Source organism: Corynebacterium hesseae (assembly GCF_037850265.1).
Taxonomy (GTDB): Bacteria; Actinomycetota; Actinomycetes; order Mycobacteriales; family Mycobacteriaceae; genus Corynebacterium; species Corynebacterium hesseae.
Map to the genome: position 1 here is coordinate 474,681 of NZ_CP137211.1, position 19,590 is coordinate 494,270.

The 19,590-nt window shown below is 64.9% G+C and carries 19 protein-coding genes and 1 pseudogene; 7 read left to right on the forward strand and 13 right to left on the reverse strand.

All coding sequences use genetic code 11. The features are described from left to right. Positions 1 to 2 precede the first annotated feature (2 nt). Complete coding sequence (locus R3O64_RS02350) at positions 3 to 656, forward strand: response regulator (protein WP_070564970.1); 654 nt, start codon at positions 3 to 5, stop codon at positions 654 to 656. Positions 657 to 664: 8 nt separating this feature from the next. Here R3O64_RS02350 and R3O64_RS02355 read toward each other — a convergent pair whose 3' ends face one another. Continuing rightward, positions 665 to 1,075 carry a hypothetical protein gene (locus R3O64_RS02355; RefSeq protein WP_339017205.1) on the reverse strand — a complete coding sequence of 137 codons (411 nt, stop codon included), beginning with the start codon at positions 1,073 to 1,075 and terminating at the stop codon, positions 665 to 667. Between the two features lie 59 nt (positions 1,076 to 1,134). On the opposite strand from R3O64_RS02355, the gene R3O64_RS02360 reads away from it, so the two are divergent. Next, the gene (locus R3O64_RS02360; protein WP_284847471.1) at positions 1,135 to 1,818 is read left to right on the forward strand and encodes a hypothetical protein; all 684 of its coding nucleotides are present in this window, start codon (positions 1,135 to 1,137) and stop codon (positions 1,816 to 1,818) included. Further along, complete coding sequence (locus R3O64_RS02365; RefSeq protein ID WP_339017206.1) at positions 1,815 to 3,359, forward strand: DNA polymerase Y family protein; 1,545 nt, start codon at positions 1,815 to 1,817, stop codon at positions 3,357 to 3,359. The genes R3O64_RS02360 and R3O64_RS02365 overlap by 4 nt, the downstream gene beginning before the upstream one ends. Positions 3,360 to 3,364: 5 nt before the next feature. Here R3O64_RS02365 and R3O64_RS02370 read toward each other — a convergent pair whose 3' ends face one another. Then, on the reverse strand, positions 3,365 to 4,018 hold the full coding sequence (locus R3O64_RS02370) for an AMIN-like domain-containing (lipo)protein (RefSeq protein WP_339017207.1): 654 nt from the start codon (positions 4,016 to 4,018) through the stop codon (positions 3,365 to 3,367). Positions 4,019 to 4,116: 98 nt separating this feature from the next. Between R3O64_RS02370 and R3O64_RS02375 the strand changes: the two genes are divergently transcribed. Further along, positions 4,117 to 4,983 (forward strand): sucrase ferredoxin, encoded by an 867-nt coding sequence (locus tag R3O64_RS02375; RefSeq protein ID WP_070530721.1) that lies wholly within the window; start codon positions 4,117 to 4,119, stop codon positions 4,981 to 4,983. Between the two features lie 16 nt (positions 4,984 to 4,999). On the opposite strand, the gene R3O64_RS02380 is transcribed toward R3O64_RS02375, so the two are convergent. From R3O64_RS02380 to R3O64_RS02395, 4 genes and pseudogenes are all read right to left on the reverse strand, one after another. Continuing rightward, on the reverse strand, positions 5,000 to 5,680 hold the full coding sequence (locus R3O64_RS02380) for a methionine ABC transporter permease (RefSeq protein WP_070521487.1): 681 nt from the start codon (positions 5,678 to 5,680) through the stop codon (positions 5,000 to 5,002). Next, on the reverse strand, positions 5,677 to 6,720 hold the full coding sequence (locus tag R3O64_RS02385) for a methionine ABC transporter ATP-binding protein (RefSeq protein ID WP_339017208.1): 1,044 nt from the start codon (positions 6,718 to 6,720) through the stop codon (positions 5,677 to 5,679). The genes R3O64_RS02380 and R3O64_RS02385 overlap by 4 nt, the downstream gene beginning before the upstream one ends. 106 nt (positions 6,721 to 6,826) lie before the next feature. Then, positions 6,827 to 7,733: pseudogene (locus R3O64_RS02390) on the reverse strand (MetQ/NlpA family ABC transporter substrate-binding protein). Between the two features lie 35 nt (positions 7,734 to 7,768). Continuing rightward, entirely contained in the window at positions 7,769 to 8,659 is an 891-nt protein-coding gene (locus R3O64_RS02395) for a MetQ/NlpA family ABC transporter substrate-binding protein (RefSeq protein WP_070530712.1), read from the reverse strand. 164 nt (positions 8,660 to 8,823) lie between these two features. Here R3O64_RS02395 and R3O64_RS02400 point away from each other — a divergent pair, with 164 nt between their 5' ends. After that, on the forward strand, positions 8,824 to 11,961 hold the full coding sequence (locus R3O64_RS02400; RefSeq protein WP_339017209.1) for an error-prone DNA polymerase: 3,138 nt from the start codon (positions 8,824 to 8,826) through the stop codon (positions 11,959 to 11,961). A 5-nt stretch (positions 11,962 to 11,966) separates the two neighbouring features. On the opposite strand, the gene R3O64_RS02405 is transcribed toward R3O64_RS02400, so the two are convergent. Together R3O64_RS02405 and R3O64_RS02410 are read right to left on the reverse strand one after the other, a co-directional pair. Continuing rightward, positions 11,967 to 12,440 carry a hypothetical protein gene (locus R3O64_RS02405; RefSeq protein WP_070521473.1) on the reverse strand — a complete coding sequence of 158 codons (474 nt, stop codon included), beginning with the start codon at positions 12,438 to 12,440 and terminating at the stop codon, positions 11,967 to 11,969. Positions 12,441 to 12,447: 7 nt separating this feature from the next. Beyond that, positions 12,448 to 12,708 (reverse strand): helix-turn-helix transcriptional regulator, encoded by a 261-nt coding sequence (locus tag R3O64_RS02410; RefSeq protein ID WP_070530708.1) that lies wholly within the window; start codon positions 12,706 to 12,708, stop codon positions 12,448 to 12,450. 58 nt (positions 12,709 to 12,766) lie between these two features. Here R3O64_RS02410 and R3O64_RS02415 point away from each other — a divergent pair, with 58 nt between their 5' ends. Together R3O64_RS02415 and R3O64_RS02420 are read left to right on the forward strand one after the other, a co-directional pair. Continuing rightward, entirely contained in the window at positions 12,767 to 13,216 is a 450-nt protein-coding gene (locus R3O64_RS02415; protein WP_154762123.1) for a PH domain-containing protein, read from the forward strand. Beyond that, entirely contained in the window at positions 13,213 to 14,637 is a 1,425-nt protein-coding gene (locus R3O64_RS02420; RefSeq protein WP_339017210.1) for a PH domain-containing protein, read from the forward strand. The genes R3O64_RS02415 and R3O64_RS02420 overlap by 4 nt, the downstream gene beginning before the upstream one ends. On the opposite strand, the gene R3O64_RS02425 is transcribed toward R3O64_RS02420, so the two are convergent. The 5 genes from R3O64_RS02425 to R3O64_RS02445 all read right to left on the reverse strand — a co-directional run bounded on the left by R3O64_RS02425 (position 14,615) and on the right by R3O64_RS02445 (position 19,587). After that, positions 14,615 to 14,926: a FeoC-like transcriptional regulator gene (locus tag R3O64_RS02425; protein ID WP_230307880.1), complete on the reverse strand. Its 312-nt coding sequence runs from the start codon at positions 14,924 to 14,926 to the stop codon at positions 14,615 to 14,617. The genes R3O64_RS02420 and R3O64_RS02425 overlap by 23 nt on opposite strands. Then, positions 14,878 to 16,812, reverse strand: a complete 1,935-nt coding sequence (feoB, locus tag R3O64_RS02430) for a ferrous iron transport protein B (protein WP_101735863.1) — start codon at positions 16,810 to 16,812, stop codon at positions 14,878 to 14,880. The genes R3O64_RS02425 and feoB overlap by 49 nt, the downstream gene beginning before the upstream one ends. A 3-nt stretch (positions 16,813 to 16,815) precedes the next feature. Further along, positions 16,816 to 17,064 carry a FeoA family protein gene (locus R3O64_RS02435; RefSeq protein ID WP_070521454.1) on the reverse strand — a complete coding sequence of 83 codons (249 nt, stop codon included), beginning with the start codon at positions 17,062 to 17,064 and terminating at the stop codon, positions 16,816 to 16,818. Between the two features lie 142 nt (positions 17,065 to 17,206). Further along, a complete protein-coding gene (locus tag R3O64_RS02440) occupies positions 17,207 to 19,102 on the reverse strand; it encodes a pyruvate kinase (protein ID WP_425248911.1) in 1,896 nt (631 codons plus the stop codon). Positions 19,103 to 19,116: 14 nt separating this feature from the next. Then, positions 19,117 to 19,587 carry a tRNA (cytidine(34)-2'-O)-methyltransferase gene (locus tag R3O64_RS02445; protein ID WP_070521448.1) on the reverse strand — a complete coding sequence of 157 codons (471 nt, stop codon included), beginning with the start codon at positions 19,585 to 19,587 and terminating at the stop codon, positions 19,117 to 19,119. Positions 19,588 to 19,590 lie beyond the last annotated feature (3 nt).

Consider the following 19,590-nt stretch of genomic DNA (forward strand, 5'->3'; position numbering starts at 1 on the left):
GCATGGTGAAGGTCTTTTTGGTTGATGATCATTCCGTCTTCCGCGCGGGCGTGCGCGCCGAGTTGGCGGCGGCCCCGGAGATTGAGATCGTGGGCGATGCGGGCACCGTCGCGGAGGCACTGGAGGGCATTGCGCGTACTTCGCCGGACGTGGTGCTTCTCGATGTCCACATGCCCGACGGCGGCGGCCTCGCCGTTATTAACGCAACGGCTAACCAGCCGTCGAGACCGGTGTTTTTGGCGCTGAGCGTGTCGGATGCGGCGGAGGACGTGATTGCGCTGATTCGGGCGGGCGCGCGCGGCTACGTGACGAAGAATATTTCCGGCCCGGACCTGGCCGAGGCGGTGGTGCAGGTGCATAGCGGGGACGCATACTTTTCGCCGCGCCTGGCGGGCTTTGTCCTTGACGCTTTTGCCTCCGGATCGCCCGCACCGGAGCCGGAGGAGGGGCAAGACCCGGCGGTGGATGCGCTGACGCGCCGCGAGCTGGAGGTTTTGCGGTTGCTTGCGCGCGGCTATACGTACCGCGAGATTGGCAAGCAGCTGTTCATTTCAGTGAAAACGGTGGAGACGCACGCCTCCAATATTTTGCGCAAGACCCAGCAGTCCAACCGCCACCAGCTCACGCGCTGGGCCACCTCGCGCGACCTGGCTTAAGTCGCAGCCTAGGCAGGGGGAGCGTAGGCGAGCTTGCGGGAGCCGTCGACGTGGGGAAAGAGCAGGAAGGCCGTGCCCGCGACGATCACCCACACCAGCGCGCTGCCCCAGGCAGGTAGTGCGAGGAGCGGGGAGAGCATAACCATCAACCACAGCACCATGAGGGGAATAAGCTGCGCGGCGTTGGGCAGCATGGTGACGTTGTGGCGCTGGGCATAATCGCGCAGGTCCGCGCGGTAGGGGTGCAGGAATACGAGCGCGCAGGCGGCGAGAAGGAAGAACAGGCTGAGCCCTAGCGCGAGGCCGAAATGGATGCGGCTGCTACCTGCCGCCACGGCGGCGCCGGCCAAGGCGGATCCGCCGAGTCGCACCCACAGCGGGGTGGGGATAGGGGTGGTGTGCGCACGGAGGGGATTCATGGCGCCTAACGCTACCAGCGCAATTGCGCGTGTCCGGGGAGAGGTTCATAATAGGAGCCATGAATCAAACAGGTGTTCGTGTGGCGGGTGGCTCCCGGGCTGGCCAGATTGCGGTTCTGCGCGCCCGGATTCAACGCCTGGAAACCCCAGATGTTTCTGCGCGGGTACAGCCGGAAGCGGATCTCCTCGGAGTCCCCGAAAAGCTATCGGAGCTGCTCCCGGGCGGTGGCCTGCCCCGCAAACAGGCAACCGCCTGCGCGGAATGTGCTGCGCTCGTGGTGGAGCTGATATCCCATGTTAGCGCGGCGGGCGGACACGTCGGGGTGGTGGGCTGGCCAGATCTCTTACTCGCACAAGTGGCCGAGGAGGGTGATGTCTCCCGGGTTATCACGGTGCCCGATCCAGGCGTAGAGCCCTGGGCGGTGACCGGCGTGCTGTGCGAGGGGCTGGATCTAGTTGTGCACAAGGGTGCAGGCGAACTGAGTCCCACCCGGGCGCGTCCCGTGCTGGCAAAAGTGCGGGCTGGGCAGGCGGCCCTGCTTACCGTGGGAACCCGGCTGCCGGGCACAGCCGTGGAGATAGGCGCGGAAGTTATCGCTGTGCATGGCGTGGGCCGGGGCAGCGGGCGGATTCGGGGGGTTGATATAGGGGTGCGGGTGGCGTCGGCAAGCATGCGCCCGCGGCGTGGAGTGCTCACGTGCGGGCAGCGCCCGGGCTCGCGCCCGCACTTGGAGGCGGTGTGAGGGTCGCGGCGCTGTGGTTCCCGGATTGGCCTATCCAGGCGCTGCAGGACGCAGACAGGACAGCATGTGCTATCGCCGCCCAGCACCGCGTGGCGGTGTGTAACGCGGCGGCGCGCCGGGCGGGGGTGCGCCGCGGGATGCGCGTGCGCCAAGCTCAAGCTCTCCTACCGGAGCTGCGCGTGGAGGAGGCCAACCCGGACCGAGACGGCGTGGTCTTCGCGGAGATTGCCGCGGGGCTGGACGCGGTGGCCTCGTCGGTGGAGGTACTGCGCCCTGGGCTGGTCATCGTGGACGCGGGCGCGGCCGGGCGTTTCCACGGCAGCGAGGCGAAGGCGGTGGAGATGCTTGTCGACGCCACCTCCAGATCCCACCTCGACGCCACCGTCGGCGTCGCGGACGAGATTGCCACCGCGTTGATTGCCGCGCGCCACCGCAACCTGGGCGCGGTAGTCCCGGCAGGCGGCTCGCGCGACTTTCTGGCTCAGCAGCCGGTGGGGGTATTGGCCGCGGAGGTGGCGCTGGGGTGCGCGGCGGACGTGGTGCATTCCTTAGAGCAGTTGGGCGTGCGCACGTTAGGGGAGTTGGAGAGCTTGCCGCTGCGCCAAGTCACTACCCGTTTCGGTGAGGCTGGACGGCGATGCCACGCGGTGGCCGCGGCGGCACCGGATAGGCGCGTGGCGCCGGAGCTTGCGCGCCCTGATCTGGGTGTGGAGCAGGGCTTCGAAGAACCCTTGGAGCGCGTGGATGCTGCGGCTTTCGCTGCGCGTCAGCTCGCGGCGCGCCTGCACGTGCTACTCGAGGAAGCCGGCGTGGTGTGCCTGCGCTTGCGCGTTGCTGCGGAATTTGAGGGTGGCGAGCGCCTGGAGCGGATCTGGCGTACCCAGGAAGCGCTCAGCGAGGCCGCTACAGCGGACCGCGTGCGCTGGCAGCTCGATGGTTGGCTGAGTGCTGCGCGGGCGGGGAGTGCGCCGGGTGAGGGAGGGGGCATCGTCAAGCTGGCGTTGGAACCAGTGGAGGTTGCCCCGCCGGGGGACGGGCTCCTGTGGGGCGCGGGCGAATCCGCGGAGCAGGCCAAGCGCGTTATCGCGCGGGTGCAATCCCAGCTGGGGGTGGACCGCGTGCTGCAGCCCCGCCCGGCGGGCGGGCGTGGGGTGGCCGAGCGTATCGAGTACGTTCCCTACGGCGAGCAGCGCGATCCGCAGCCGGAGGGCACGTGGCCGGGGCGTATCCCGGCGCCGCTTCCGGCGAGCCTGGCGCACCCGGCTGCGCGGATTCGGCTTATCGACGTCTCCTCGAAGGACATCATCGTCACCGCCGAGGCCCTCCTTTCCGGGGAGCCAGCAGGCTTGGGCTGGGGTCAGCACCGCTACCGGGTGACTGGGTGGGCCGGCCCGTGGCCCGTGGATACCGGGTGGTGGGAGGCGGGTGCGGCGCAGCGCTGCGCGCGCCTGCAAGTCGTCGGGGAAAACGACAAAGGCCAGCGCGCCTGGCTCCTCGTGTGGGCAGGCGGGCGCTGGTCGGTGGAGGCAACCTATGCCTGAACGGCTTAATTCAAGATGTCGATGACCAGGCGCGTCGGCCCCCTGAGCACCTGGACCGAGTATGGGTGGCGCTCATCAAGCCCGATAACGAACTGCGAGCGGGCTTCGAAGGTACCGCCGCTGACTACCTGGGTAACTAGGCCACCGGCGCCGTTTACGGTGCCGATATTCGGATCTTCCATGTTGAGCTGGAAGGGGTAGGCGGTGCCGTCGATGCTGACGTCGAGCGCGGCGGAGCCTTCATAAGCAATCGGGTTGCCGGAGCCCTGCTGGGCGGGGGAATCGGTGTAATCGATGAACCAGCCCGGCGAACCATCCCCGACGAACTCGAAGACCACGCGGTCAAATCCTTCATGCTTACCCACGCGGACATCGGTCACCACCAGCTCCGAGGGGGCCGGTGGGCGGAGGGTTTTCATCTCCAGGTTGGCGTCGCCCAGCGGGGTCAGCCCAGCCGGTGCGGCGGGGGAGGGGGCAGTGGGAGTAACGGTAGCCGTGGAGGTGGAGGCGCCGGACAGGGTGGCGTCGAGAGTCTTCGTGGGGTCGCCGGTACTACCATCCGGGGAGGAAGACGGAGCGCATCCCTGAAGCACGAGCGCACCCGAGACAACGAGTGCGGCCACGGGGGCGGCTGTGCGCAAGAGATTGTGTTTCGGCATAATTCCGAGCGTAGCGGCACCGCAGGGAATTATATGCATTGAACTAAGCATCGTAACCACATTGTTGTGAAGAAAGTGATGCCAGTTAAGATGGCGCCATGACCTTCTGCTCCGACGTCCAGGTCGAGCCCCTGGCCGGTACCGCAAAACAAGAATCTGTGTACGTCCTTTTTGAGTGGCCCACGGCGTGGTCTCGCGACGTGCTTGACGGACGTACCTTTGACCCCGGTTTGACTGCGAAGCTCAAGGCCAAGCTCAAAGGCGTGGCGGGCCTGCAACTCATTCGCCGCCCCGGGCGCGCCGGGCATGAACGGAGGACGGGGCACTTCCGTTGTTTCGTCGTGTGGGCGCGCGAGGGGCTGGTGCAGGATTACACCCTGAACGGCCCAGAGGACATTCTTGACCTGGATCTTGAGCACCCCACCGGCACGTGCCTGCCGCTGGTGCTCGTGTGCACCCACGCCAAGCGCGATGCCTGCTGCGCCATCAAGGGGCGCCCGCTGGCTGCCTCCCTGGCATGTGAATTTGAGGAGACCGTGTGGGAAACCTCCCACACCAAAGGCCACCGCTTCGCGCCGTCGGTGCTGCTGATGCCGTGGGGCTATTCCTTTGGCCGCCTCAACGTGGAGGCCGGCCGTGAGCTCGTGGGCAAGGCGCTGCACGGCGAGTATTTCTACCCCGCCAACCGTGGTTCCGGCCTCACCACGCCCCGGGGCCAGGTAGCGGAGCTCGCGGTGGCACGCCAGCTTCTCGACGCCTCCGAGACCCTCCACTACGGCGACCTCACCGTCGACGCGACAGATACCGCAGCGGCAGGTACTGCCGCTGTGCGACACCGCGACGGCCGCGCATGGGACGTGGAGCTGGAAGAAAAAGAGGCCTCCGGCGTTGTCTCCTCCTGCGGAGACAAACCGAAGACCTCTCGAATCTACGTCGCGCGTCGCGTCGAAAAGCGCAGCGTATAGATAGGGGTTGGCGTGGTTAGCGGCGCATAATCTTGGCCGAGAGCCAGTTGCCGAAGAACTGCGCTGCCTGCACCAGCACGATAATGATGAGGGTTGCCACCACGGTGACTTCCCACTCGAAGGCGCGGTAGCCGTAGACAATAGCGAAGTCACCCAGGCCACCGCCGCCGACGTAGCCCGCCATCGCGGACATATCGACGATGCCGATGAACAGGAAGGTGTAGCCCAGCACCAGCGGGCCCAGCGCCTCCGGAATGATGACCGTGGTGATGATCTTCCACGGCGAAGCGCCCATCGCGCGGGCCGCCTCAATCACGCCCGGATCCAGCGCCACGAGGTTCTGCTCCACGATGCGCGCCACCGCGAAGGTAGCCGCAATCACCATGACGAACGTGGCCGGTTCACGGCCGATGGAGCTTCCCAGCACCGCCACCGTCAGCGGCTGGACAAAGGCCAGCAGGATGATGAACGGAATCGGGCGAATGAAGTTCACCAGAATGTTGATGACGAAGTGGATGGGCTTGTTCTGCAGGATGCCGCCCGGGCGCGTGGTGTAGAGCAGGATGCCCAGCACGAGGCCGATGATGCCGGCGAGCACCAGGGTCGTGGCGACCATGATGAGGGTGTCCTTGATGGCGTCGACAAGCGTGCTGCCCAGTCGGTCCCAATTGGCCTGCGCGAGGTAGGTGACGTTCATCGTTGGATCTCCTCAATCTCGGTGGTGCGTTGCATGTGTGCGTAGAAGTCTTCGATGGCGGCGTCCGGGCCGTTGAGACGGACGGTGATCTTGCCAAAGGAGTGCTTTTGCAAGGTGGTGATGCCACCGTGGACCACGGCGATGGATACGCCCTCGTCCGCGAGCTTGCCCGCAGCATCGAAGAATCCGGACTTCTCTGTCAGGTTGATGGTGAACAGGCGGCCCTCGTGGGCCAAGAGATCATCGGCCTCGACGACGTCCGGTGTGTTGCGCAGCGAGGTGGCCACGAACTTCTCCGCCACCTTGGTCTGCGGATTGGAAAAGACCTCATAGACGCTGCCCGACTCAATAACGTGGCCGCCTTCCATGACGGCGACCTTGTCTGCGATGGAGCGCACGACGTCCATCTCGTGGGTAATGACCACGATGGTGATGCCGAAATCGCGGTTGACCTTGCGCAGAAGGTCGAGAACCTCATGGGTGGTGGTGGGGTCGAGCGCTGAGGTGGCTTCATCCGCCAGCAGCAGGGAAGGGTTATTAGCCAGGGCGCGGGCGATACCGACGCGCTGCTTCTGGCCGCCGGAGAGCTGCTCCGGGTAGTTATCGCCCTTGTCCGCCAGGCCGACGAATTCCAGCAGTTCCTGGACGCGCTGCTTACGCTCTTGCTTCTCGACGCCCTGCAGCTTCAGCGGGTACTCAATGTTGCCCGCCGCGGTGCGGGAGGACATGAGGTTGAACTGCTGGAAGATCATGCCGATGTTGCGGCGGATGCCGCGCAGCTTGGACTCGGGCAGGGGAACGACATCGGTGCCGTCGAGAAGCAGCTGTCCTGAGGTCGGCTTATCGAGGCCGTTGATCATGCGCACCAGCGTGGACTTGCCCGCGCCGGAGAAGCCGATGATGCCGATGATCTCGCCGGGCTCGACGGTCAGGGAGACATTATCGAGTGCGGTGGTGGTGGTTTTCTTGTTCTTAAAGACTTTGGTGATGTTGCGGAATTCAATCCGGGTGCCCTGGTGGGCGCCAGTGTGTTCAGTCACGTGGTTTTCCTTTGTACGTGTCCGTGTAGTGAATAAGCAGGGAGTAACGGGCAAAATCCCCCGGGTCACGCAAACGAGCGTGAGCGCGGGGGTGAGGGAGATTCGCTTAGCTAGAGGAGGCTTCCTCTTCCAAGCGCTCCAGAATCTTCTGAAGCTCTGACTGTGGTTTGTCCACGAAGATGGTGGTGCCACCCGTGGTGTCTTGCACCGCGGCCTTCACCTCATCAGAGAGGTAGAGTTCAGCTAGCTTCTTGACCTTCTCATTGTCCTTGTCCTTTTCCTGCACAGCCCATACGTTGACGTAGGGGTCGAACAGGATCTTCGGGTCGGCGTTGGGGTTTTCCGGGTCGTCGTAAAGCACGGCGTCGGCCGGGTTGATACCCGCACGCTTGAAGAAGGAGTTGGTGATGATGGCAGGCTTGCCTTCGCCGAAGGCGGACGGAGTCTGGGAGGCATCGACCGGGGTGATGGTCACCTTGGAAGCGGACTCGTCGATATCGGCGGGATCCGGGGTGAGCTTGTCCTCTTCCTTGAGCTTCAGCAAACCGTTGGCTGCCAGCAGGTTGATGGCGCGGCCCTGGTTCGTGGCGTCATTCGGAATGGCGATGTCCTGCCCCTCGATGCCGTCGATGCTGTCGTGGCCCTTCCAGAACAGAGGCATGGGGGTAGACCTGCGTGGACGCAACCGGGACAAGGTTCGTGCCGTTGCCCACGTTGTACTCGGCGAGGAACTTTAAGTGTTGGAACTTGTTGGTGTCCGTGCTCCCCTCAGCCAATGACTGGTTGGGGGTGGCGTAGTCGGTAAAGCTCTTCATCTCGATCTCGATGCCTTCTTGAGCAGCGAGTTCTTTGAGCACGCCCCACTCCGGAAGCTCGGCGTCGGTGGTGCCGATGATGATGGGATCCTCGGCGGTACCAGCGGCGAAATCGGAGCTTGCAGACGAGCAGGCGACCAAGCTGGTAGCGGCAGCGAGGCTAGCTACAGCGGCTGCTACGAGACGGCGGATGCGCATGATTCGTCCTTTGCTAGTTAGTCAGTGAAGGCTGCTTAAACCTGCTCCTCGAGGCGGTCCAGAATCTCCTGGAGCTCCTCCTGGGAGCGGTCCACGGCCACGGCGGTGTCGCCGGAGGACTTCAGGACCGCGTCGGTGACCTTCTGGTCCTTCCACAGCTTGGCCAGCTCGTGGAGGGTTTCGTTATCGGCGTCGTCGGCACGCACGGCCCAGACGTTGATGTAAGGCTCGGCCTCGGTGGAGTCCGGGTCATCCTGAGCAACGGCAGACTGCGGGTCAATGCCGGCGCGCTCGAGGAAGGAGTTGTTGATAACGGCAGGCTTGCCCTCACCGTAGGCGGCCGGGGTCTGGGCGGCGTCCACCGGGGTGACCTTGACCTTGGACTTCTTCTCATCGATGTCCAGCGGGGTCGGGGTCAGCGGGCTGCCCTCCTTGAGGGTGACCAGGCCTTCCTGGACCAGCAGGCCGATGGCGCGGCCCTGGTTGGTGGAGTCGTTCGGGATGGCGACTTCCTGGCCCTCGACGTCACCGAGGTCCTTGTGGTCCTTCCAGTAGATGGCCAGCGGGTAGATCTCGGTAGCTGCCAGCGGGACGAGGTCGGTGCCGTTGCCCTTGTTGTATTCAGCCAGGAACTTCAGGTGCTGGAACTTGTTGGTCGTCAGCTTGCCTTGGTCCAGAGCCTGGTTCGGGGTGTTGTAGTCGGCGAAGTTTTCCAGCTTGACGTCGAAGCCGGCCTCCTTGGCCAGGTCCTGGAATACGGCCCACTCTTCCATGTTGGCGTCGGTGGTGCCGATGGTGATGGTGGAGTCCTTGGTAATGGCCTCACCGGAGTTCTCGGACTCGGCGGAGTCCGAGGAGCACGCAACCAGGCCGGTTGCGGCGATGACGGCTGCCGAGGTGGCGGCAAGTACGCGACGGATGCTCATAGTGGGTTCCTAGTGTCCCTTCTTGGTTTGTGCGGCAAGTCGTATCACCGCAGGAGTATGCACTGCACGAAAAACTAGCAACGATTGAACCGCTTTGTCTATCCGAGTATTCGTTCAACGAAAACCTTGACTGGAATACGTGTTCGAATATAGTGTGTGGGGCTATGAGATTCAATGGGGGTGAGGCGCTGCCGTGGTCCCGGGTGGAGAGGATTCTCTCGGGCCGTCCGGGGCCCATCCCGGTACCGGTGAACCACCTTCCGGGGGCGGCGGAGGAGCCGGAGGCCGGGCATTCCGCCGTGCCTTTCGCGGAGCTGCATGCGGTGAGCTCGTATAGCTTCCTCCACGGCGCCTCCGAGCCGGAGGAGCTGGTGGCGCGCGCCGTCGAGCTGGGCTTGCGGGGGATTGCACTGGTAGATAGGGATGGATTCTATGGCCTCATGAAATTTGCGGAGGCCGCCGCCAAGGTGGGGCTGTCCGCCGTCTTTGGCGCGGAGCTCAGTCTCGACCCGGCCCCGCTGACCGTTCTGGCGCGCACCCCGGAGGGCTATCGGCGTCTATCCCGGCTCATCGCCCGCGCCCACATGGAGGCGGGGGAGAAGGGGGTCGTGTCCTATCCTTCATTGCCGGAGATTGGTGCGCTGCTGCAGGATGAGTGCCTCTTCCTGGTGGGCTGGGAGTGGTCGGAGCATTTCGATCATCTGGTCGATGGAATAAAAATAGACAGCATGGTTCTGGAGTACGCATGTACCCAGCTCCCAGAGGATGCGGACCACCACCTACTGCTGGATTCCTTGCCGGTTCCGCGCGCCATCGCTTCCGCCCACCCGGCTGCCGCCACACGGGAACACGCGCGGTTAGCCGGGGCCAAACAAGCCTTGTCTAGACGCCTCGCGCTTGCCGACGCCTCCCCCAACTCCCACCCCATGGGCTCGTCCTGGCTGCGTTCTGGGGAACAGATGGCGCGCCTGCTTCCTGAGCGCCCCGAGCTTATTGCGGAGACCGTCCGCGTCCTTGAGGAATGCAGCTTCACCTGGGAGGCGCTGGCCCCAAACCTGCCTGATTTCGACGTGCCGGAAGGCCATACCGAGATGTCCTGGCTAGAACACCTCACCTTCGAGCGCGCGGCAGCGCGCTATGCCACGCGGCCTAAGGAGATTCGGGAGCGGGCGTGGGAGCAGATGCGGTATGAGCTGGGCGTCGTCAAGCAGCTGGGCTTTCCCGGCTACTTCCTCATCGTGTGTGACCTCGTGGACTTTTGTAAACGGGGGAATATCCTGTGCCAGGGGCGCGGATCGGCGGCGAATTCGGCGGTGTGTTTCGCGCTGGGGATTACGAATGCGGAGCCGATTTCCGCGGGCCTACTTTTTGAGCGCTTCCTATCCCCGGACCGCGATGGCCCGCCGGATATTGACATCGATATTGAATCGGGGCGGCGCGAGGAGGTCATTCAGTACGTCTATGCCAAGCACGGCCGCGAGCGCGCCGCGCAGGTGGCCAACGTGATTACGTACCGCCGCAAAGGCGCGCTGCGGGATGCCGCCCGCGCGTTGGGCTACCCGCAGGGTTCGGCCGATGCCTGGTCGAAGGGGATCGCGCCCGCGCCTTCGGACGTTGAATCCTTGGCCGAGCAGTTTATAGGGCAGCCGCGCCACCTGGGCATTCACTCCGGCGGCATGGTGCTGTGCGACCGGCCAATTGCGGATGTCGTGCCCGTGGAATGGGCGCGCATGGAAAACCGCTCGGTGCTGCAGTGGGATAAGGATGATTGTGCCGCGGCCGGGCTGGTGAAGTTCGACCTGCTGGGCCTGGGCATGCTCGAAGCCCTGCATCACATGATGGACTTGGTGGAGGAAAGCACCGGCAGGGTGGTCAACCTGTGGGAGCTGGACCTGGCTGACCCGGAAGTCTATGACATGCTCTGCCGCGCGGATGCGGTGGGCGTGTTCCAGGTGGAATCGCGCGCGCAGCTGAGCACGCTGCCGAGGCTCAAGCCGCGGGTCTTCTTCGACCTCGTGGTGGAGGTCGCGCTCATCCGCCCGGGTCCCATTCAGGGCGGGTCGGTGCACCCCTACCTGCGCCGCCGCGATGGCAAGGAGCCGGTGACCTATGACCACCCGGTGCTGGAGAAGTCCCTGGGCAAGACGCTGGGGATTCCGCTTTTTCAGGAGCAGCTCATGCAGATTGCGGTCGATGCCGCCGGGTTCAGCGGCGCGGAGGCGGATGACTTGCGGCGCGCGATGGGTTCGAAGCGCTCGCCGGCCAAGATGGCGGCGCTCAAGCAGCGTTTTTATGAGGGTCTGGAGGAGGCCAACGGGATTGTCGGGGAAGTGGCGGACAAGTTGTGGGCCAAGATTGTGGCCTTCGCCGCGTACGGCTTTCCGGAGTCGCACTCGCAGTCTTTTGCCTCCTTGGTGTACTTTTCGGCGTGGTTTAAGCGCTATTACCCGGCGCAGTTTTGTGTGGGCCTGTTGCGCGCGCAGCCGATGGGTTTCTACTCGCCGCAGTCGCTTATTCAGGACGCCCGCCGCCACGGCGTGGAGGTGCTGCCGGTCAGCGTCAACGAGTCGGGCCGCGAGGCGCGCGTGGTGGTGGGCGCGGACGGTCAAGCGCGCATCCGCCTGGGGCTTAGCCTCATCAAGGGATTAGGGAACAAGGCCGCCGACCGAATTGAAGCGGCCGCGCCGTTTGTCGACGTCCCCGATCTCTCCCGCCGCGCCGATCTCACCGTCGATCACGTGGAGGCCCTCGCGGTGGCGGGGGCCTTGGATGTCTTTGGGGTGGACCGCCGCCAGGCATTGTGGCAGGCGGGCGTGGCCGCAACGGAACGGGCGGGGATGCTGCCGGGGCTGTCTGCGATTGAGGCGCCGTCCTTGCCAGGGATGAGCGCTTTTGAGCTCATGGCGGCGGACGTGGCGAGCACCGGCGTGACCCACAACCAGCAGCCGATGGAGCAGGTTCGTGGGGAATTGCAGGCCCGCGGCATCCTATCGGCGGCGGATTTGCCGGGCGTGGAGGATGGCACCCGCGTGCGCATCGCCGGGGTGGTCACGCACCGCCAGCGACCACAGACCGCGGCCGGTGTGGTCTTCTTCGGCCTAGAGGATGAGACCGGGCTGATGAACGTGATGGTTACGCCCGGCCTGTGGGCTCGGGATAAGGTGACGGCTCGGACGGCGCCCGCGCTCATCGTGCGCGGCATCGTGCAGAATGCCTCCGGGGCGGTCACCGTTGCCGCGGACCAGCTGGAGCCGCTGGCCTTCGGCGAGGCCCTTTCGCGCGGCTCGCGGGATTTCCGCTAAGAGGTTTATTCTTTTGAGATGAGCTCGTCGCGGTTCATCTTTCCCGCCAGGGAACGGGCCACCGAGAATGGCACCCACACCATGAGCAGCAGGATGATCTTGAGGTAGAGCTGGGACACGAACACGCCGTCCATGATGGGCATGGTTCGGGCACCCCAGGCGATAAGGCCAGTCACTGGCAGCAAGATGACGAGTGCTGCGAGGGAGAACTTGAGGCCGTCGTCGCGGGCTTCGACGTGCTGCTGCATTTGGTACTCATCGAGCTCCGTCGTGGGCAGGTCTGCGGCACCTATCGCTCCGCGCAGGCGGGCGGTCAGCAGCGCGGTGAGCAGCGTTCCGAGGCAGGCCACCATGAGTGAGGTAAAGGAGTCCCAGAACTGCAGGGGGAGGGACAGGATGATGAGGCAGGAGGAGAGATCGGCCAGGGTGATGTAGCGCTTGCGGGTCTTAACGGAATCGGGAATGGTGACGGCGGACATGAGCGAGTTAGTCCTTTCGGTAGATTTCGGAGGACATGGGAGTGAATTCGGTCCGGGAGAACACGGCTTCCACGGGTAAGTCAAAGACCTCGCAGATATTGAAGGCGAGATCCAGACTTGGGGAGTGGTCGCCGCGCTCAAGTGCGCCGATGGTTTGGGGGTTGACCCCGATGGTGTCGGCAAGCTGTGCGCGCGTCATGTCCCGTTCAACGCGAAGCACGCGGACCCGGTTAAATAGTGGGCGGGTTGGCTTTTTCTTTGGGGACATGCACCACAGTGTTATATAAACCCAACAACTTGTCAAGGGTTCATGTTAGTGTGTTGGCATGAACCCCGTATCCCCGTCACTCACGAAAGCCCGCTACATCACGAATTTGAGCTGGGACATTATCCTCGCCGCCCTAGCGGCCGCGGCGGCATATTTCTGGTGGGATTGGCTCTATTGGGTCGCCGGCGCGCTTATCGTGTGGGCACTTTACGAACTATGGCTCATCCCCGCGCAGGTGAAAAACCTGGGCTGGCAGGAAACCGCCGACGAATTGCTCGTCACCCGCGGAAAAATCTGGCACACCTTCACCGTCGTGCCCTACGGCCGCATCCAGTTCGTCGACGTCACCGCCGGCCCCGTCGAGCGGGCGATGGGGCTGAAAAAGGTGAAACTGCACACGGCGTCGCCCAGCAGCGACGCCACCATCCCCGGCCTCCTTGCTGCCGACGCCGACGCCCTGCGCGAGCGCCTCGCCGTCAAGGCCCGCGAGAGGATGAGTGGGCTGTGAAGGACCGCGCGCTTATCGACGCCGACGGCTACACCCGCGTCCACCGCCTTACCCCGCTGTTGCGTTTTTGGTCGCTGATTCTGGCGCTGGTGGCCGTTCTCGCGGTGAACGTCAACGCCTCCATGGTGTCGGATGTCCTGTCCTACGTGCAGGGTGGACACTTGGGCGAGGTCGGCCGCGGCACCCTGCTGGGCATCGGTGCCTTCGTGCTGGTGTGCACGGTGATTTGGCTCGTCTCCGGAATTTGGTGGCGCAAGCTCGGCTACAAGCTCACCGAGGATGAAGTCGCGCTGCGCCACGGCGTCATCTCAACGTCTTTCCGTTCCGCGCGCTACGAGCGTATCCAGGCGGTGGATGTCGTGGAATCCATCATCGCGCGCCTATTGGGCTTGGCCGCAGTCCGTGTGGAGACCGCGGGCGGTAACGCCTCTGTAATCAAGATTGAGTACCTCCCCAAGGCGAAAGCAGAAGAGCTGCGCGCGGAGCTGCTGCGGCGCACAAATAAGGGGTCTGCCAGTGAGCCAGCGCCGGAAACTCCCGCCGCCTTGATTCCGGAGATTCCCATCCTGCGCACGATTGCCGCTGAGGCTTTGCGCCTGCCCACGTTGGTTACCGCACTCGTCATCGGCGGCCTGCTCTTCCTCCCCGGGATGTGGACCGCGCTGCTGCCTATCATCGTGGGCTTCGTGGGGCGGGTGTGGAGTCTGGTGGATTCCTCGTGGACGTTCACCGCGCTTCACGACGCCCCCGCCAACGCCCTCAACGTCTCCTACGGTCTTGCCGACCGCCGCCGCCAAACCATCCGCATCAGCCGCATCCACGGCGTGCGGGTGAGCCAGCCTTTTCTGTGGAGGCGCTTCGGCTGGTACGAGGTGCACGTCTCGGTGGCCGGGTATGGCGCGAAGGGCGGCGGCAAGCAGTCAGGTTCCACGCGCATCCTGCCGGTGGGCACCCGCGAGCAGGCGCTGGAGTTGCTAGCCCTCATCTCCGATCTAGACCGCGCGCAGATTGAGGACTATGCGCGCCCCGAAGGTCACACCCAGCCCACTTATACCTCCCCGCGCCGGGCGACGTGGATCAGCCCCATCGACCGTAAGCAGCAGTCGGTGACGCTGGTGGAATCGCCTCAGCCGGTGACCATCGTGCACCGCGGCCGCATCAACCGCCGCGTCATGGTGATTGGTACCCCGCACATCCAGGAGCTCACGCTGAAGGTGGGGCCGTTGGGTCACCTCGCGGGCGTGCGCACCGTGCGCTTCGACCTTGTGGCGGGCCCAGTCAAGATGGCTGGCCAGGACCTCACGCCTGCCGACGCCTCCGCGCTCCTCACCCGCTTGCGCTCCCGCCGCCTTCCTGCCATGGAAGCCGCGCTGGGGCCGAGCAGCCTCCAGCAGGACCTTAAGCCCGGCGACGAAGCTTAAGCAGCACCGGTCCGCGGGTGTTGCTGGGGCCGGCACACGCCGAGGCCGCCGAACAGGACCCGCATCCGCCCGCGGGGCAGGAGCCGAGTGGCTCCATATCGAGCACCCCGCTGGCGGTGAGGTGGTCCAGGATGACATCGACCGTGCCGGGTTCCAGCCCGGTCTGCGCCGCGATGGCTACGCGCGAGCGCACACCGGATTCGATGGCTTGCTGCACGGCGTGAATGGGCGAGGCGGACACTAGATAAACACCCTCAGAATCTGGAAGGCCGCCACTGCCAGCACCCACGCGGTGGCCAGCTGAATGCCGAAACCGAAGAGCGTCCAGCGCCAGCCAATCTCGCGGCGCTGCGCGGCAATCGTGGCCACGCAGGGTGTGTAGGCCAGCAGGAAGAGCATGTAGGCCCACACCGCGGCGAGGGGATGGCCACCGGAGGCGCGGTTGAAATCTTGACGCACATGGTCACTGAGCGCGCTGTGGGATTGTTCCTCCGCGGAGGCGTCGGTGACGTCGTCGACGGCGTAGGTCTGCGCCCATGTCGAAATCAGCGCCTCCTTGGCCACGAAACCCGTGACCAGCGGACCAGCCAGGGACCACGAGTCGAAACCAGCCGGGGCAAAGGCCGGGGCGATGGTGCGCGAGACCGCGCCGTAGGCGGAATCCTCCGGTGCTGGTGGCTCGCCCAAGGTAGTCTCGTGCACCGCGGCCCCAACCGGGATGGCCATGAGCAGCCACACCACGACCACGGTGGTCACGATGATGCCACCGGCGGTTTGCAGGAAGCCTTTCAACCGCGTCCACATCACGCTCAGCGCTAGGCGCACGGTGGGCAGCTGGTACGTTGGCAAGTCAATAACCAGCGCTTCCTCAGGCACCGCGCGCCACAGCGTCTTTCGCAGCGCCAAGCCAACGAGCACGAGCAGCGCGATGGAAATGACGTACATGATGAACACCACGCTGCCGGCGTGCTCTGGGAAGAACGTGGCCGAAAGCATGACGAAGACCACCAAGCGCGCCGAGCACGAGGTAAACGGGATGAGCAGCGCCGTCATAATGCGATGCCGCGGGCTGCCCAGCACGCGCGTGGCCGAAATCGCCGGCACGTTGCAGCCAAAGCCCACGACAATCGGGATAAAAGCCTTACCTGGCAGGCCGATGGCCCGCATAAGACGATCTGTGACCACCGCCGCACGCGCCATGTAGCCGGAATCCTCCAACACCGCCAAACACAAAAACATCAGCGCCATGAGCGGGGCGAAGGTGAGGACCATGCCGACGCCGCCGATGAGGCCGTCGACAAGCAAGCCCGTAACGAGGGGGTGACCTAAGCCGATGGCTTCAAGCCCCGCCCGCGCCCAATCGCTCAAGGGGCCGGAGACCAACGCCTCCAGGCCATCCTGGAGGGGAGCGGCCACCGTGGTGGTGATCTGAAAGACCAGCCACATCACGGCAAGAAACAGCAGCGGACCCACGACTGGGTGGAGGGCCACCGCGTCGAGGCGGTGGGACAGGGGCGTCGCGTGCTCGACCTCGCTCACCGAGGCCTTCGCCGCCGCATCCAGCTCCGCAAAGCGGCCCTCCAGGCCGGTGTCTTCGCGCAGTTGCACGGGCTCAGCCGCCAGAGAATCTACAACAACCTCTCGCAGCTTCTCGACGCCCTCCCGCTTACGCCCATCAACCTCCACCACCGGGATGGAGGTGGCCTCAGCGAGCGCAACGGGGTCCACCGTTTGCCCCTGGTTGAGGGCCACGTCGGTCTTCGTCAGCGCGATGATGAGGCGGTAAGGCTGCTCCGCCAACTGGAGGGCCACGTTGAGGCCGCGCGCGACGGCGCTGGCATCGACGACCACGACGACGGCGTCGGGGCGCTCATCATCGGGGCAATCGATGAGCATGGCGCGGGTGAGCGCCTCATCGGGGCTGAGCGGATCGAGCGAGTAGGTGCCGGGGAAGTCGATGAGATCGGCGGTGGATTCACCCAGCTTCCACGCACCGCGGCTGACCTCAACGGTGGTTCCCGGCCAATTGCCGGTCTGCGCCTTCGCGCCGGTCAGAGCATTAAAGAGCGTGGACTTGCCGGAATTCGGGGAGCCGACGAGCGCGATGATGGGTGCTCCGGCAGGAGCTACCGCGCCGCCCGGATCGCCGTGACAGCTGGGTTTCGTGGTGGCCATGGTTTAGACCTCGATGGCTTGCAGTGTTGCCTTGTCGATGGCATAGCGGCAGCTGCCCACCGAGACAACGCGGGCGCCGCCGGCCACGCGCGGGCCCATCGTCAGTGTGGCGCCGGGGCGGATGCCTAGCTCGCCGAGGCGCACTGCCAAGGCGGCGTCACAGGTGCAGGAAATGCACTCGTTTCCCAAGGTGATGGTGCATCCCATGGGGATGGCGTCGGCGGTTTGCCGTGGGCACCCAGACAACTTCACGGTGAGCTCTCTTTCTCTAAAGCATTACCGTTATAGGTTAACCTAAGTAAATATAGGTCTGTCTAGTTTTTCGCCGCTTTCGGTTAGGTGATCCTCACCACGCGGCGCTCGAGGGCGCCGCGTTTCATATGCGTTGCCTGAATTAGTTTGTCCAGCTGCTCACCTGGCGCAGCTTTTGGCGGTTCTTCAGCCGCGACTGGCCCAGCTTGCGGGACATGCGGTCCAGAATCTCAATCGCCTCGGTGATGTGCGGTCCCTTGTTGAGCATGACGCATTCCGCGCGCAGCGCATAGCCCGCGTCCGTGATTTCCGCGCGGGAGGGAAGCCCCGTCTTGGCCAGGGTCTCCAGCACCTGCGTGGCCATGATGACCGGGATATGTGCCGCCTCCGCGACCTTCATGATGCGCCCCGGCACCTGGACCATCTCCTCGAATCCCAACTCCACGGCCAAGTCACCGCGCGCAATCATGATGCCGAACTTGGCATGGCGCATGCCCTCCAGCAACACGCTTCCCAGCTGCTCATAGGCAGGCACAGTTTCAATCTTGAGCACGATGCCCAGGTCACGCACGCGCTGAGCCATCTCCTCGGACTCCTGCTCGGCGGCAATCTCCTCGAGCGTGTCATAGAGGAAGGCCACATCAGCTGGAGTGCGGATGAAGGAAACCGCTGCGATATCGCAGTGCGTGGCCACAAAACGCAGCGCCTCGATATCCTCTTCGGTGAGGCTGGGCAGCGGGACCTCGGTATCCGGCAGGTTGATTCCCTTATAGGCGGCCAGGTTGGTGCCGGTGGGCCCGGCGTGCTCCACGGTGATGACAGCCTCGCGCTCAGCGCCGTTGTCCCGCACCTCGCGGACGCGGCCGGAGATCGCGCCATCATCGAAAATCACCCGGTGACCCACCTCCAGCGCACCGACCACCTCCGGCAGCGTGCAGCCAATTGTGGTCACCTTGCCCTCGATAATGCGCGCCGGCTCCTGCGAAGTGCTCAGCACCAACTCCTCGCCGCGGTGCAGGCGAATCTTCTGCTCCAGGGCCGGAACCCCATGCACCTGCGTGGTGTCCCCGCCGTGGCTCAACACCGTTCCCTCGGCAAGGTAGCAGTTGCGATCACCGTGCAGCACCGCCACGCCTGCTTCCGTGCTCTCCACGGTGAACACACGGGAGCGCCCGCGCGCTTCCGTGAAGCGCACCTCGCTGCCGGGCTGCAGGCGCGCCAACCACTCGCCATCCACCTCCAGCGCTACCGCCGGGCGGGCCGCGCTTGGCGACGCCTCCCCCGCCACCCCGTGGGCGCGGGTAAAGGAGGGGGCGTCGTGAAGCACGAGCGTTGCCGGGCTCAGCAGCTCACCTGCCGCGGTGCGCTCGCCGCGCACGCGAATGACCTGCGGACCCGGCTCGATGCTGCCGGTGCGGACCTTGGGGCCAGCAATATCGCAGGAAATCAGGATCTCGCGCCCCACCTCCTCGGCGGCGCGGTGGACGTGTGCCACCATCTTCTGCCAGGCATCCTGGCCATCGTGGGCGCAGTTGATGCGGGCTAGTTCCATGCCCGCGCGGGCGAAACCGAGGACCAGCTCATAGTCATCTGCGGCCTCGGTGGGAAGGGTCACCATGATGCGCGCGTGGGTGTCCTCCTGGGTGGGGCCGAGGAGGGCTTCGGTGTTGGCATCGAGGATATCGTCCGCGTCCGCATAGGCCGTGGCAATCGGCTGCACGGGATAGGTCGCCGCCTGGCCATCGAAGGCGTCGAGCACGTTGCGCGCGGCGTGGAGGCGCTCGAGCACTGCGGGCTCCGGGTGGCTGAGGCTCGTGGCGCCCAACGCGGTGAGGCCTTCCTGGATTTCGACGGCGTCCTGGGAACGCAATTCCATGTAGCGCACGAGGTTGACCGCGCCGGGGCGGTGGACGGGATCCACGCGCGCGATCTGCGCGGCGTGCGCGGCAGACGAAGCTTCGACGCGGGTAGTGAGGGAATCAAGAAGTGGGCGCAGGCTAGGCAAGGTTTCTCCTTTGTTGTGAAAGTCCACCCACATTGTGCCGCGACTTGTTAGACCGCGCCACGGAAGCCGAGCTGGCGCCAGGCCTCGTACACGGCCGTCGACGCCGCGTTGGATAGATTCATCGAGCGCCTAGCCGGCATCATGGGGATGCGCACGCGCTCCGTTACGCGCGGGTGGAAGGCGTGTTCCTCGGGCAGGCCGGTGGGCTCGGTGCCGAAGAGGAGGACGTCCCCCTCCTGGTAGTCGATGTCCGTGAACCACTTATCTGTGTGGGTGGTGAAGGCGAAGACCCGCGCGCCGGGGAGGGCCTCCATGCAGGCGTCGAAGTCTTTGTGGATTTTGAGATCCGCCAGGTCGTGGTAGTCCAGGCCCGCGCGCTTGAGGTGTTTGTCCTCGAAGTTGAAGCCGAGGGGCTCGATGAGGTGCAGGCTCGCGCCCGTGACGGCGGCGGTACGGATGGCGTTGCCGGTGTTGGTGGGGATCACGGGGTTGTCGAAGACAATGTGCAAGCTGCTCATAGG

Bases quoted from the DNA above. Each gene is read 5' to 3' on its own strand.
- R3O64_RS02375 (WP_070530721.1), top strand. From the start codon at position 4,117: ATGACCTTCTGCTCCGACGTCCAGGTCGAGCCCCTGGCCGGTACCGCA.
- R3O64_RS02350 (WP_070564970.1), top strand. From the start codon at position 3: ATGGTGAAGGTCTTTTTGGTTGATGATCATTCCGTCTTCCGCGCGGGC.
- R3O64_RS02440 (WP_425248911.1), bottom strand. From the start codon at position 19,102: ATGTGGGTGGACTTTCACAACAAAGGAGAAACCTTGCCTAGCCTGCGC.
- R3O64_RS02400 (WP_339017209.1), top strand. From the start codon at position 8,824: ATGAGATTCAATGGGGGTGAGGCGCTGCCGTGGTCCCGGGTGGAGAGG.
- R3O64_RS02445 (WP_070521448.1), bottom strand. From the start codon at position 19,587: ATGAGCAGCTTGCACATTGTCTTCGACAACCCCGTGATCCCCACCAAC.
- R3O64_RS02415 (WP_154762123.1), top strand. From the start codon at position 12,767: ATGAACCCCGTATCCCCGTCACTCACGAAAGCCCGCTACATCACGAAT.
- R3O64_RS02360 (WP_284847471.1), top strand. From the start codon at position 1,135: ATGAATCAAACAGGTGTTCGTGTGGCGGGTGGCTCCCGGGCTGGCCAG.
- R3O64_RS02405 (WP_070521473.1), bottom strand. From the start codon at position 12,440: ATGTCCGCCGTCACCATTCCCGATTCCGTTAAGACCCGCAAGCGCTAC.
- R3O64_RS02355 (WP_339017205.1), bottom strand. From the start codon at position 1,075: ATGAATCCCCTCCGTGCGCACACCACCCCTATCCCCACCCCGCTGTGG.
- R3O64_RS02380 (WP_070521487.1), bottom strand. From the start codon at position 5,680: ATGAACGTCACCTACCTCGCGCAGGCCAATTGGGACCGACTGGGCAGC.
- R3O64_RS02395 (WP_070530712.1), bottom strand. From the start codon at position 8,659: ATGAGCATCCGTCGCGTACTTGCCGCCACCTCGGCAGCCGTCATCGCC.
- R3O64_RS02370 (WP_339017207.1), bottom strand. From the start codon at position 4,018: ATGCCGAAACACAATCTCTTGCGCACAGCCGCCCCCGTGGCCGCACTC.
- R3O64_RS02410 (WP_070530708.1), bottom strand. From the start codon at position 12,708: ATGTCCCCAAAGAAAAAGCCAACCCGCCCACTATTTAACCGGGTCCGC.
- feoB (WP_101735863.1), bottom strand. From the start codon at position 16,812: ATGGCCACCACGAAACCCAGCTGTCACGGCGATCCGGGCGGCGCGGTA.